The following is a 13,397-nucleotide window of genomic DNA, read 5'->3' on the forward strand; positions in this document are numbered from 1 at the left end:
TGTTTTATATTTATCTTCTAATTAGACCTTAATAATGGAGAATATTTACTTTTTAATGATCATAGCCTTGATTATTTTGGCTATTGCAGATTTGGTGGTTGGAGTGAGTAACGATGCTGTCAACTTTTTGAATTCGGCCCTTGGTTCAAAGGCGGTCTCTTTCAGAACCATCATGATCGTGGCAAGTCTGGGTATAGCCTTTGGAGCAATATTTTCAAGTGGTATGATGGAGGTAGCCAGAAAGGGGATATTTGTTCCGGGGGAGTTTTATTTTAACGAAATCATGATTATTTTCCTGGCGGTGATGATCACGGACATTCTGTTGCTCGATTTTTTCAATACGCTTGGAATGCCAACTTCTACAACAGTGTCTATAGTTTTTGAATTATTAGGTGCCGCTGTAGCTATGGCAATGATCAAAATCGGGGCCGATAATGGTTCTTTTTCTGAAGTTGTAAATTATATCAATACAGAGAAGGCAACAGAAATTATATTTGGAATATTGCTTTCGGTTGTTGTAGCTTTCTCTGTTGGGGTCCTGGTTCAATATGTTTCCAGGGTTTTACTATCATTTGATTTTGAAAAAAAGGCAAAATGGGTAGGTGCGGTTTTTGGAGGTTTTGCCCTTGCTGCCATTACTTATTTTATTTTTATAAAAGGCTTGAAAGGAACTGATTATTACGCGAATATCAAGCCATTGATAGAAGGGAAGACCTTTTTAATCATAAGCCTGAGTTTCGTGATTTGGAGCTTACTATCTTATGTGGCAATAATTGTTTTTAAACAAAATATTTATAAGATTATCATCATTATAGGCACTTTTGCATTAGCTCTGGCATTTGCAGGAAATGATTTGGTGAACTTTATAGGAGTCCCTATCGCTGCATGGCAATCTTACGAAGCCTGGGTCGTTACGGGAATTCCGGCCACTGAGTTCAGGATGGACGTATTAAGTCAAAAAGTATCAACACCAACCTTGTTTCTTGTGATTGCAGGATCAATCATGGTAATTACTTTATGGTTATCCAGTAAGGCTAAAAATGTTGTAAAGACATCCATTGACCTGTCGAGTCAGGAGGATACCAAGGAAAAATTTGAACCTCATTTTTTATCGCGAAATCTCGTGAAATTCACAATGATGCTTTCAGAATACACGTCTACGGTTTTACCGGATGGTCTGCAGAGAAAAATTGAGCGTCAGTTTAAAAAACCGGTTATCAAATTATCAAAAGGCAAGAAACACGAACTTCCTGCATTTGACATGGTCAGGGCCGCGGTGAATCTTATGGTGGCGAGTGTACTTATTTCAATTGCAACCTCCATGAAATTGCCACTTTCCACTACATATGTGACTTTTATGGTCGCAATGGGTACTTCATTAGCCGACAGGGCCTGGGGAAGTGAAAGCGCAGTGTACAGGGTTGCAGGAGTCCTGAATGTTATAGGGGGTTGGTTTTTTACTGCCATTGTAGCATTTTTGGCATCGGGAACAGTTGCCTATTTGATCCATCTGGGAGGCGCAACCATGATCGCAATTCTACTATTGCTTGCGGTTTTATTATTGTCCAGAAACTATATCAAACACAGTAGAATGGTAAAAGAGGTTAGGGCTGAGGACACCTTAAATAAGGCAGAAAGCGGTTCGATTCACGGTGTTATTGAAGAGAGTGCAGATAATATATCAAAGGCTTTGAAACGTGTTGGAAAGATCAATTCGATTACGATTAATGGATTGATTGAGCAAGATTTGAACAAGTTAAACAAGGCAAGGAAAACAGTTGTGAAACTGGAATCTGAGGTAGAAGATCTTCAAAATGACATTTTCTACTTTATTAAAGATTTGGACGATTCTTATCTGGGAGCTAGTAAGTTTTATATTGATGTCATAGGAAGCCTGCAAGACGTAGCACAGTCGTCGGGCCTGATTGCCAAGGTGAGCCATAAACATGTAAACAATCATCACAAAAAGTTAAAGAAAAACCAAACGGATGAGCTTTTGGATATCAATGATAAACTCTTAAAATTGTTTGCCAAAATTAGTGAGGTTTTTGATTCTCGAGCGTTTGATAAAATTGTACCTGATATTATCAATTCAAAAAAGACACTGTTGGAGGAAGTGAAAGCATCAATTCAAAAACAGGTGGAAAGGACCAGAGAAAGTGATTCAATGAGTCCTAAGAACACCACACTATATTTTGTTATTCTTCTGGAAACGAAAGATTTAATTATGGCTTGTATTAATTTATTAAATCTTTATTATGAGGAGTATGATGAAAGAAATAGGCCCGTTTGATATGGAAATATACACAACACCGGGTTGAATTTATTCGGATTCTGATGGCAGAAAGTGTTAGACCGGTTCAAGAATACTATCTTTTTCACTGTAAAGCAATCCGCCAACTTCAATAAGTTTTTTGATCATGTCGTTTACATTGGCATGATCGTTTACTAAAGAAGAAGCCATGTCGGTTGTAATCAGATTTTCCCTGATGAGCTTGTTAATATGCTTGTTTCCCAATTTTGATTCTTCCTTGGCTTTATTTCTCATTTCAATCAACTTGGCGTAGTGGTCATCTTTATTCTCCTCGAGCTTAAACCGGGAAATTGCGCGAAAAACCTTTACAACCATTCTTCGGAAATTATTGTATTCTTTTTTGATATATTCGTTATCTGAAAAAGTATATACCGAGATATTTCTTCTCAGTTCCTTAACATCCTTGATCACTTCGACCATTTTTCGATTTGCAATTTTGATTTCAGAGATCCTTTGATGCTGTTCTTCACTCAGTTCGAGCTCAGATTGAGCGATAGTAGCATATCTCAGGATTTTGCCATAAATGGTTTTAACTTTATGAATATAAAGATCTCTTATGTTTATATCGATCTCTGCCTTGGATTTTTTTACGAGCGTCTTTAGTTTTATGTCTGATAACACATCACTTCTATGGATATTCAAAGCATGGAGAACGATTTCATAGATAGCGTTCTCAAATAGATATTTTGTTTCATTTTCAAGTGAAGAAATTGCAGTTTGGGGAAATTCAAGTGCTGCTCTGTTAAGGAATTTTGGCTCATCTATATCTTTAATTCTATGATCTTTAACCAGTCGTAGGAGCAAAGACTCCAGTTTCTTTATAAGAGGAACCATAATAATGACGCCCAAAATATTGAAAATAGTATGGAACAGGGCTAGTTTCAAGGTGTAATCATCCTGACTTATGCCAATAATGTGAGCTAATTTGTCTACCAATTTTTCCAACGGGTAAATTAATGAAAGAGCCACCACTCCTGTAATAAGGTTAAAAATTAAATGAGCCAATGCAAGTCTTCTTCCGGCAATATTTGATCCAACTGAACCAATCAATGCCGTAATGGTGGTTCCAATATTAGTTCCAATAGCCAGTGCCAGGGCATTTTCATATTCTATCTGCCCGGCAGACAAGGCGGTAAGCACCAAGGCCAGCGAAGCGCTGCTTGATTGCAGAATAGTTGTAATAAAGATACCGATACCGGTATAGATTACAACTCCCCAAAATCCTGGAACGGCATAGACCGTCAGGTCAAAATATCTACTGAATACATCAAAGCCCTCTTTCATAAAATGGATCCCCAGAAAAAAGAAACCTAGTCCCGTGAGGATGTTTCCGAAGCCCTTAAGGGAATTGCTCTTTTGAAAAGAGAAGATGATCCCGAAGATCAGCATGGGCATGGCAAGTATTGAAATTTGAATTTTGAGACCAAATCCGGCAACGAGCCAGGCAGTGGCGGTAGTTCCGATATTGGCCCCGAAAATTAGCCCGATTCCTCCTGCCAGGCTTATTAAACCGGCACTTATGAATGATATTGTTATGACGGATACCAAGGAGCTTGATTGAATAAATGCGGTTACCAGGGCGCCCAGAGAAATGCTTTTATAAAGTTTGTCGGTGGCCTTTCCTAAAATACTTCTAAGCGGACCTTTGGTAAAAACTTTAAATCCTTCTTCCAAGGTGATCATTCCGAACAATAGTATAGATACCCCGGCGGCAATGGTTTTAAAATTGGGATTAAGGAACAGACCTAGTCCCAGGACAACAAGAACAATCAGGAAGATCCATCTTTTAATCATAATAGTGCTATTTCTATATAAACTTAGTAATAAGCACAGAATTTAGCAACCTGGAAAATAAATTAATTAACCAATTCATTATGATTCCTTAACAATTGATTAACCCTGAATTTATCAAATTGATCTTCCTTTGTACTTTATGATTAAAATGAGAAAATTTATATTAATTATTGGCCTGCTCATATCAGGGGTATGTTTTGCCCAGGATATAGATGTACAGGGTACTGTGCTTGACGGAGCATATGGGGAAGAACCTCTGGCTTTCGCAAGCGTTAAAGTTAAAGGATTGAATATTGATGCAGAGACCACTATGGACGGTGGGTTTGAATTTCGTCTTTTAGAAGGGAACTACACTTTTATTGTTGATTTTATAGGGTATAAACCTGTCGAAATAGAGAATGTTTTGGTCACAGGTACAATGATCACATTGAATCCGGTAGTGCTTAAGGCATTAAAACCCGGATATGACCTGGTTTTGGCAGCAAATGGCGAATAGCCTCGATGAGTGCATTACATAAATTTGGAATTATAGTTTTCTGTTTACAGAAAACAAAAAAGAGGAATCTATTTAGGATTCCTCTTTTTATGTTGAACTATTTGCTGCTCGCTAAGATCCGCACATAAGGCAGTCATCTGGATTTTCCCTTGATTTGATAATCATTTCTTTCAAGGCTTCTCCTGTTAATGGTTGTTCCTCAACCGCGCCGGCAGGCAGAGCTTCCGATTTTTTAGACACGGTAAATTGAATAGCATTCACCGCAGATTTAGTTCTTAAATAGTACATGCCTGTTTTTAAACCAGATTTCCAGGCATAAAAGTGCATAGAAGTTAATTTAGAAAAGTCAGCATCCTGCATGAATAAATTCAACGATTGCGACTGATCGATAAAATAACCTCTGTGTCGGGCCATATCGATAATATCTTTCATACTCATTTCCCATACAGTTTTGTATAGATCCTTTAAATCCTGTGGAATTGATTCTATATGCTGAATTGATCCGCTGGCACGCATGATGTCTTCTTTCATGTCGTTGTTCCACAATCCCAGATTGACAAGATCTTCCAAAAGATGTTTGTTCACCACAATAAATTCACCGGATAACACCCTTCTGGTATAAATATTCGAGGTATATGGTTCAAAGGCCTCGTTGTTTCCTAAAATTTGAGAAGTAGAAGCTGTTGGCATAGGAGCAACCAGCAAGGAATTCCTTACTCCGTGTTCCATAATACTTTCCCTCAGTTTTTTCCATTCCCATCTTCCACTTAACTCATCCTCGCCAATATTCCACATGTTAAACTGAAATTCACCCTGAGAGATTGGAGATCCCTTATAAGTAGAATAAGGCTCTTTCTCTTGAGCCAGTTCCATAGAAGCGGTAAGCGCTCCGAAATAGATGGTCTCGAAAATCTCCTGATTCAGTTTTTTAGCTTCCTCAGATGTAAATGGCAATCTCAACAAGATAAAAGCATCAGCAAGACCTTGAATTCCTATTCCTACAGGTCTGTGCCTCATGTTTGAGTTTTTTGCTTCAGGAACAGGATAGAAATTTTGATCAATTACCGTATCAAGATTCCTGGTGATCTTTTTGGTCACTTTAAAGAGTTTTTTGTGGTCAAAGAATTTTTGACCATCTGCACCCTCTGAGATAAACATTGGAATTGCAATAGATGCAAGGTTACACACGGCTACTTCATCCGGAGCGGTATATTCCATGATTTCAGTACATAAATTGGAAGAACGAATCGTACCCAGATTTTTATGGTTTGATTTTCTGTTCACCGCATCTTTATAAAGCATGTATGGATTTCCGGTTTCTATCTGAGCCTCAAGGATTTTTTCCCACAACTCTCTTGCCTTAATTGTTTTTCTTCCCTTCCCAACTTTTTCGTAACTCGTATACAGTTTTTCAAATTCATCCCCGTAGGTATCAAAAAGGTGCGGACATTCATTTGGACACATCAGGGTCCATTCTGCATTTTCTTCAACTCTCTTCATAAACAAATCAGGAATCCACATCGCAAAAAACAGGTCCCTTGCCCGCATTTCTTCTTTTCCATGATTTTTTTTCAAGTCAAGAAACTGAAAAACATCAGCGTGCCATGGTTCTAAATAAACGGCAAAAGATCCTTTTCGTTTTCCGCCTCCCTGGTCTACATATCTTGCAGTATCGTTATATACCCTAAGCATGGGAACAATTCCGTTCGAAGTACCGTTAGTGCCTCTGATATAAGATCCTGTGGCCCGTACGTTATGTATAGAAAGACCTATCCCGCCAGCTGATTGAGAAATTTTTGCCGTTTGTCTCAGGGTGTCATAGATTCCTTCAATACTGTCATCCTGCATTTGCAATAGAAAACATGAAGACATTTGAGGCTTTGGAGTACCTGCATTGAACAAAGTTGGAGTGGCGTGCGTGAAATAACGCTTACTCATCAATTCATAGGTTTCCACTGCGGCATCAAGGTCATCCTTATGAATTCCAACTGAAACCCTCATTAACATATGCTGAGGTCTTTCAACAATCTGTCCGTTGATTTTTAGAAGATATGACCTTTCCAGTGTTTTAAATCCAAAGAAGTCATAGCCAAAATCACGGTTATAAATAATAGTCGAATCCAGCTTGTCTGCATTCTCTTCTATGATCTTATAAACATCTTCAGCGATCATTGAAGCCTTTTTGCCGGTTCTTGGGTTGACATAATCATGAAGATCCTTCATGGTTTCACTAAAAGATTTTTTAGTGTTCTTATGCAAGTTTGAAACAGCTATTCTGGCTGCTACTTTTGCAAAATCAGGGTGTGTAGTTGTTAAAGTGGCAGCGATCTCTGCTGCAAGGTTATCTAATTCCGAAGTAGTCACTCCATCATATATTCCTTCTATCACTCTCATCGAAATCTTGATAGGATCAACTAAATCATTTAATCCATAGCACAATTTTCTAACTCTTGCGGTAATTTTATCAAACATTACCGGTTCTCTTTTGCCGTCTCTTTTTACTACATACATTTATTTATTATGTTTATTAAGGTTAGTTATTCTCATGCCTTAGTCATGAGCCCATATTACTAGTTAAAAATTACAATATCAGAACACGATATTATAATGGAATTGAATAGACTTTTAATCTGTTCTAAAATAGAATAAAACTGAAGTCAATTCGAAAAAATCTTTAAGATATTGTTAACAATTCACCGTTAATAATTATTCATATAATTGATTATCAGCAAATTAAAATCAAAAAAAGACAAAAATTTAAAAATCGGCATCGAAAGAAATACTTCCGGTACCTCCTGATTTCACGCCTGCCTTCTGGTATTCTGAAACTCTTTTCTCAAAGAAATTCGTTTTTCCTTCCAAAGAGATCATTTCCATAAAATCAAAAGGATTCGTGGCATTGTATACTTTTTCACAACCGTATTCCAGCAATAACCTGTCAGTCACAAATTCGAGGTACTGGGTCATAAGGTTAGCATTCATACCGATTAAACTTACAGGAAGAGATTCTGTAATAAATTCTCTTTCAATATTCAGGGCGTCAACAAGAATTTCGGTAATTCTTTCTTTAGGCACCTTATTTTGCATGTGATTTTGATGCAAATAAACAGCAAAATCAGCATGGAGTCCTTCGTCCCTGTTAATTAATTCGTTTGAAAAGGTCAGTCCGGGCAATAACCCTCTTTTTTTCATCCAAAAAATAGAGCAAAAACTCCCGGAAAAGAAAATTCCCTCTACCGCTGAAAAGGCTATCAAACGTTCAGCAAAACTATCGCTGTCAACCCATTTTAGTGCCCAGTCGGCTTTTTTCTTGATCGCCGGGAATATCTCAATGGCTTTGAAAAGTTCATTTTTTTCATTTTCATTTTTGATATAGGTATCGATCAAAAGAGAATATACCTCAGAATGGATATTTTCCATCATTAATTGAAAACCATAGAAAAATTTGGCTTCGGTATATTGTACTTCACTAACAAAATTTTCTGCCAGATTTTCATTGACTATACCATCAGATGCCGCAAAAAACGCCAGGATATGTTTAATAAAATACTTTTCTTCATCACTCAATTTATTTTCCCAGTCAATTACATCTTGTTCCAGATCTATTTCTTCGGCGGTCCAAAACGAAGCCTCCTGTTTTTTATACCAGTCCCAAATATCTTTGTGTTGTATTGGAAAAATAACAAATCGGTCTTTGTTAGGACGTAGGATAGGTTCAATATTTGACATAATTAGCGTATAGTTTATTGAAAAATGAATAAATGGTTGGGAATAATTCAAGGCAAAGATTCGACTATTTGTTTGAAAATAAAATCTTAGTTATTCACATTGACTCGAAAGTTTTTAACACAGTGGTTAAAAAGTATTTTTCAGGCAACTGATGCACTAGGTGATGTCTATAGATATCATATATCAAATCAGTGGATTAGCTTTGATATCAAGGATAATAATTTATAGGAAAAATTATTTTTGCATAAACTGTCCAAGGCTTAAAAGTTGGTAATCATCCATTCGAATAGTTTTGTCCTCGTTTTGGATATCGGTAACTACCATGTTACCTTTTTCATTATTCGATAAGTTTTCGTAACCCATTTCCATCATAAAGCCTTGAGCCTCTTTTGGAATATCTTCAAAAGTATTGCCACCTAAAGATTTACTAAGGTTAAAAAACATATTTTTTTGAAATAAGTCCAATTCTTTGGATACCCAAAAACTAAACTTATTGATCTCGTTTTCAGACATAAATTCTTCACAATTGTAGCCAAGAATCTTCTTGGTATTACCGGTTTTTTTAATGGCCTTAAAACCTGTATTGTCATCATCTATTTCGTTTTCCTCGACAGCGATATCCTTAATTTTAGCCATTGACAGTAATTGGGCCATTTTTTGTTCCTCCATAATAATGATCATGGCTTGATTTTTATCATCCAGAATAGAGAGTACATAGCTGGGCATACCTCTTGAGTCGGTATTTTTTTCACTATCAACTTTTGTTGCCATATATGCTTCGTTGTCAGAGAGCCACATTTCATAATTGACGACTGAAGATTCATTTTTATCAGAAACAGTCATTTTATAAATGATTTTTGTGTTGAAAAGGTAAGATGCTTCAACAGGGATGTTTTCACTCCCGGCAGCCATCATTTGCTCCAGCTGTTGTTGATACCGGGGTTCGTAATCAGGGTCAATTTCTAATAAACTGTCAAGCATCTTTTTACTTTCCTGTGCTGCTTTTTCAGCGATGACATCTTCAGTGGCTTCTTTAACTCTGTTTTTAAGTTTCTTAAGCAGTTGTGCCTCGAGACTGTTCATGGGTAAAAAACTGATCAAAAGGGCAAGTGATATGCAATTAAAAAGTTTTACAATGAAGTTGTTTTTGGGGGTTAGGGGTTCTATAAAATTACGAAAAGTGCCTTTATTCTAAAAAAAAGAGCCAATAAATATTGACTCTTTCTTGACGTTCCTCCTTTTCAAAGAGAAACAGTACATCCAAAATACTCTTTCGTTTATATAATTAAATAAAGTTTTATTTACTTATGTATTGATGACCAATAGATAACCAAGGTTAACATAAGATTCAATAAATTTTTATAAAAAAATCTAAACAGCCCAAAGTGAATGAGTTATAATTTTATAAATTCCAGGGATTGTTCACATACAGCCTGTAAATGAGGAGGTAGGGATGTTTTATTCCATGGCTGTGAACTTCCAAAAGTATGGTTAGCGCCTTCAATAACCTCAAGTTGACTTTCTTTGGACCAGGCATTTAATTTTTCCGCTTCGGCTAAAGGCACTGTTTCATCCATATTGCCGTGGATAATCAAGTAAGGAATTTTTAATTCTTGTGCTGCAGTGCTGATTGTGAGCATTTGTTCATTTTCAATAAAGGTCGAATAAAATTGAAAATAGTGAGGCATTTGCTGGTTAGTTCGGGCATTAGTGATATAGGCAACACCGTTTTTTTTCCATAAATCAAGGGCTTCACCATTAGGGAACCTGCTTCCGAAATCTGAAACGCCTGCCCATGTAACAAGTTTTTTAATACGTTTGTCAGAAGCAGCCTTTAATACCACAATTCCGCCTCCTCTTGAATGGCCGATAACCGTTATCTTAGCAGCATTGAGTTCACTTTTGTATTCATCCGCTGCATCAACCCATGACAATACGCTATCGAGATCGTCAATTTCCTTTATAAAATTATTTTGCCCAAAAGCTTCCAAATCTGGAAAATCTATAGGTTGTTCTTTTGTGCCACCATTGTGTGAAAAATTCATTTTAAGGAAAAAAAAGTTTTCTTTGGCAAAAGCTTCGGCCACCAAATTCCAGGCGCCCCAGTCTTTATATCCTTTATACCCATGACAAAAAATGACAACATCTTTTGGGGATTCATTTTCCAGGTAGAACAGATCGGTTAGAATTGGCCTGTTGTGTTTTCCTTTAATTTCGATGTTTTTGATAACTCGCATAGGGCTTTTAAAATTTTCATTATTAGTAATTGAAAACTGGCAGTTCCTTTTCAAGAAAAGGAATGTCTCTGTTGAATATTTCCAAGATTAGATTATCCAGTTCAGTTGTAAAAGACTCCATAATTTCTTGTGACAGCTTTCCATTGTTAAAGGGCATAAATCCTTCTTTAAGGTTTTTAAATGAAATGATGCCCGTTTCCAGAGAAAGTTGATTTACAGACAGGTTAAATGTACTGAGGTACATATATGCATAGGTCATCACTTGAAAACTCTTAGAAAACTTTTCATCAGTGCTTAATAAGCTCCAGTCATTTATTTTGAGCTGGCCAGGCAATACTTTGCCCGTTTTATAATCTATAATCCTGCAAACCCCGTCAACCTCATCAATCCTGTCAATCTTTCCTTTTAATTTAATATTAAAATTCAATCCTTTAACAGCGTGCTGCAAGTTTATGGGAACCTCGAGTCCGGTAATTTTAATCTTTTTTCCTTTTTCAAGTTCAGCTAATTCATAGTTAAGAAAATTAAAAATGAATTGCTTGGCAATCTCAAAGGCCAAATAGTTCTTTCCGGAAGCGATAGAAATTGAAGAATAGCTTTTTTTGAATTGACGTTCTACTTCTTTTTCCAGGAGATTCATCATCAGTTTCACATTGTCGCGTTCGAGGAATTTATTGACATAAGGAAGGTAAAGCTGCTCCAGCGTATCGTGTATAATGGTACCGAAAGTATGAGCCGCTATAGTTTCTTCAACTTCCCTGAATTCTTCCAGCCCCAATATACTTCTTTTATAAAAATCCAGGGGATTTCTAATATAATTGATCAAAGCAGTAGGAGAGTATCCTTTTTGAGCGATTTCTTCTAACCTGACAATGATTGCGTCAGTTTTTTCTATCGATTGAAGTACCAGTGGAGAGACCTGCAATTCCGGACTTAGAATCTTCTTCTTAAAAACAACCCGATTAAGCTGGCCCAGTGCCTTGGCAGTATCAAGTTGCCTGATAAAACGACTCGGTTCACCTGATCCAAAGTCATCTGTTATGGTATTGTAAATCAAATAGATGTTTTTTGCTCTGTGGAACAATCTGAAAAAATGGTAAGAAAAGATAGCATCCTTTTCAAAAAAAGTTGGAATTTTTTTTTCCAATTTGATATCGAGAGGAATAAACGAATTATTCGAACCGCTGGCAGGTAAGAAACCTTCATTGACCGATGTGATGATTAGGTTTTCGAAATCGAGCCCCCTTGATTCCAGAAGCCCCATGATTTGTAAGCCCTCAAGAGGTTCTCCCTGAAACGATAATTTTTCGGTTTTAAGTATTTGCTGAAAGATCTGATACAAGGTATCAATGTCATCAATAAACCCGAAATTTTTGTTAAGGTTAGAAAGCTGTAAAAAAATGTTGAAGTACCTGAATAGATATTCCTGGTTTAAATTATTGAGGTCTTTTGATTTTCTCAATTGCTCAGTGATAAGAATAAGTTTTTCAATGACCCTGTCTATTTTGCCTTCCCAGCCTGAAAAAATTAATTTGAACAAAGAAGAAACGTCATCAAAACCGTCAACAAGGGTCATTAACTGTTTGGTACTGATAAAAATGGTTTTATCAGTATACAGAATTTTTCTAAGGCCTATTTTAATTTCGTTATGTTGGCTCCAAAGACCTTGCAAAAAAGGGTCATTTAAAAGGGCCGAGAGATCTTTATAGTAAAAGGCATCTTCTTTTTTCCATTTTGAGCTATTGAGATGTAATTTAAAAAGTGCCTGAAAAAAAGTACTTAATGAAACGTTCTGCAATTCATAACCCATGGTAATATTAGCAGTAGCAATCTCTTCGGGTAAAGAATTTAATAAGGAAGGCAGCAGTTTCTCATTGCCAAGTATCACAGCTGTATCGTCAATGCCCTGATCTTCATTGAATGTTTTTAACAGGGAACCAACATGTTTGATCTGACTAATATTTTTTGGCAATCCATGAAAATGAATGATTTTTGGACTGTTAAAATTGTTGGCTTTCCATAAAAAGTCATTGGAGACATAATAGGGCCAGGACCGTTCATACTTTTTAAAAAATTGTTCTGATTGGTTATTTGACTTTGTATAAAATTCATCATGATCCCAGTATACTTCGGCAAGATCGTTTATCAATAATTCCTGAAAAATTGTTTCTTCAGCTTTACTTAAGGCATTGAATGCGGCAAAAACAAATTTTTCGTTTTTGTGTTTTTCCCTGAAAGCATCCATTGACTGAGCCGCAATTCTGTATACCAGACCCTGATACCCTGTTTTTTTATCAATCAAATGTTCTTTAAAGGCCTTGTAATATGTAATGATCTTATCGAAGAAGGAGAGGTAGTTTTTTACCATAGGGCTTCCGGTTTGTGCTCCTGGATCCCATTGTTCTATTCTTTTTGTGTCACTGAGATAGGCTAATATTGAAACTGTATCAAAAAGGTTGCTGTCAAGATCGTTGAAATCCTGAAGAAGGATTGTTGCCCATTTCGAAAAATTGTCGAATTTATCTGTTTCAGCTTTTGGGGATTGTTCTTTATAAACACTGTAGAATTCAAAAACCAGACTTACATTATCAAGAATTTCAAACCCCGAGACCTCTTTAACAAGTTCTTCGATACTGAGTATTCTGGGCATAAAAGTAGTGTGCTCCAGTTGATTTTTTAATATATCCCGCAAGAATAAGCCCGACCTTTTGTTCGGAAGAACAAAGGTTATTGAAGATAAAGGCGTATCACCTTTTAATACTTCGGAGGTTACTTTTGAAAGGAAAGACTGCATGCATCAAATGTAAACATTATTGCATAAAAAAAC

General features: G+C 36.5%; 8 protein-coding genes. 2 read left to right on the forward strand and 6 right to left on the reverse strand.

Annotated features, from left to right (window positions below; translation table 11 throughout):
- Positions 1 to 34: 34 nt before the first annotated feature.
- Positions 35 to 2,293, forward strand: coding sequence for an inorganic phosphate transporter (locus tag AABB81_RS13930; RefSeq protein WP_342161165.1), 2,259 nt, complete (start codon positions 35 to 37; stop codon positions 2,291 to 2,293).
- A 57-nt stretch (positions 2,294 to 2,350) separates the two neighbouring features.
- Here the strand turns inward: AABB81_RS13930 and AABB81_RS13935 are convergent, their stop codons facing one another.
- The gene (locus tag AABB81_RS13935) at positions 2,351 to 4,108 is read right to left on the reverse strand and encodes a Na/Pi cotransporter family protein (RefSeq protein WP_342161166.1); all 1,758 of its coding nucleotides are present in this window, start codon (positions 4,106 to 4,108) and stop codon (positions 2,351 to 2,353) included.
- Between the two features lie 148 nt (positions 4,109 to 4,256).
- Between AABB81_RS13935 and AABB81_RS13940 the strand changes: the two genes are divergently transcribed.
- Entirely contained in the window at positions 4,257 to 4,604 is a 348-nt protein-coding gene (locus AABB81_RS13940; RefSeq protein WP_342161167.1) for a carboxypeptidase-like regulatory domain-containing protein, read from the forward strand.
- Positions 4,605 to 4,715: 111 nt separating this feature from the next.
- Here the strand turns inward: AABB81_RS13940 and AABB81_RS13945 are convergent, their stop codons facing one another.
- The 5 genes from AABB81_RS13945 to AABB81_RS13965 all read right to left on the reverse strand — a co-directional run bounded on the left by AABB81_RS13945 (position 4,716) and on the right by AABB81_RS13965 (position 13,364).
- Positions 4,716 to 7,115, reverse strand: coding sequence for a ribonucleoside-diphosphate reductase subunit alpha (locus tag AABB81_RS13945; RefSeq protein ID WP_342161168.1), 2,400 nt, complete (start codon positions 7,113 to 7,115; stop codon positions 4,716 to 4,718).
- A gap of 246 nt (positions 7,116 to 7,361) precedes the next feature.
- A complete protein-coding gene (locus tag AABB81_RS13950; RefSeq protein WP_342161169.1) occupies positions 7,362 to 8,333 on the reverse strand; it encodes a ribonucleotide-diphosphate reductase subunit beta in 972 nt (323 codons plus the stop codon).
- A 234-nt stretch (positions 8,334 to 8,567) separates the two neighbouring features.
- Positions 8,568 to 9,416: a DUF4412 domain-containing protein gene (locus AABB81_RS13955; RefSeq protein ID WP_342161170.1), complete on the reverse strand. Its 849-nt coding sequence runs from the start codon at positions 9,414 to 9,416 to the stop codon at positions 8,568 to 8,570.
- 311 nt (positions 9,417 to 9,727) lie between these two features.
- Entirely contained in the window at positions 9,728 to 10,570 is an 843-nt protein-coding gene (locus AABB81_RS13960) for an alpha/beta hydrolase family protein (RefSeq protein WP_342161171.1), read from the reverse strand.
- A 22-nt stretch (positions 10,571 to 10,592) separates the two neighbouring features.
- Complete coding sequence (locus AABB81_RS13965) at positions 10,593 to 13,364, reverse strand: PD-(D/E)XK nuclease family protein (protein ID WP_342161172.1); 2,772 nt, start codon at positions 13,362 to 13,364, stop codon at positions 10,593 to 10,595.
- Positions 13,365 to 13,397: the final 33 nt, after the last annotated feature.

It is taken from the genome of Lutimonas vermicola (genome assembly GCF_038433205.1).
GTDB classification, from domain to species: Bacteria; Bacteroidota; Bacteroidia; order Flavobacteriales; family Flavobacteriaceae; genus Lutimonas; species Lutimonas vermicola.

Excerpts from the sequence above, each read along its gene's own strand:
- AABB81_RS13930 (WP_342161165.1), top strand. The coding sequence starts at position 35 with ATGGAGAATATTTACTTTTTAATGATCATAGCCTTGATTATTTTGGCT.
- AABB81_RS13935 (WP_342161166.1), bottom strand. The coding sequence starts at position 4,108 with ATGATTAAAAGATGGATCTTCCTGATTGTTCTTGTTGTCCTGGGACTA.
- AABB81_RS13940 (WP_342161167.1), top strand. The coding sequence starts at position 4,257 with ATGAGAAAATTTATATTAATTATTGGCCTGCTCATATCAGGGGTATGT.
- AABB81_RS13945 (WP_342161168.1), bottom strand. The coding sequence starts at position 7,115 with ATGTATGTAGTAAAAAGAGACGGCAAAAGAGAACCGGTAATGTTTGAT.
- AABB81_RS13950 (WP_342161169.1), bottom strand. The coding sequence starts at position 8,333 with ATGTCAAATATTGAACCTATCCTACGTCCTAACAAAGACCGATTTGTT.
- AABB81_RS13955 (WP_342161170.1), bottom strand. The coding sequence starts at position 9,416 with ATGAACAGTCTCGAGGCACAACTGCTTAAGAAACTTAAAAACAGAGTT.
- AABB81_RS13960 (WP_342161171.1), bottom strand. The coding sequence starts at position 10,570 with ATGCGAGTTATCAAAAACATCGAAATTAAAGGAAAACACAACAGGCCA.
- AABB81_RS13965 (WP_342161172.1), bottom strand. The coding sequence starts at position 13,364 with ATGCAGTCTTTCCTTTCAAAAGTAACCTCCGAAGTATTAAAAGGTGAT.